General features: G+C 64.4%; 1 protein-coding gene. It reads left to right on the forward strand.

Annotated features, from left to right (window positions below; translation table 11 throughout):
* On the forward strand, positions 1-213 hold a 213-nt coding region (locus FS507_RS20130; protein WP_222121484.1), incomplete at its 5' end, for a hypothetical protein.
* Between the last annotated feature and the right edge of the window lie 26 nt (positions 214-239).

The following is a 239-nucleotide window of genomic DNA, read 5'->3' on the forward strand; positions in this document are numbered from 1 at the left end:
GGGCGTGTGCTCGGGGGGAAGTTTGGGGGTGGGGATGTCGATTGGGGGGTAGAGGTGCATGGAGTGGATGTTGAGGATGTGGGGGTGAAGGGGGTGGGTGGGGGTGAGTCGTTGAGACGGGTGGTGGTGAGGGAGGGGGTGAGGGGGGGTGAGGGAGTGGGGGTGGTGGTGGTTGCTGTCGAGAGTGGGGCAGGGTGGGAGGTGGTGTTGTGAGGTATGGGGTGGATGCTTGAGGAAGA

This window comes from Corynebacterium glyciniphilum AJ 3170 (genome assembly GCF_007673095.1).
GTDB lineage: Bacteria > Actinomycetota > Actinomycetes > Mycobacteriales > Mycobacteriaceae > Corynebacterium.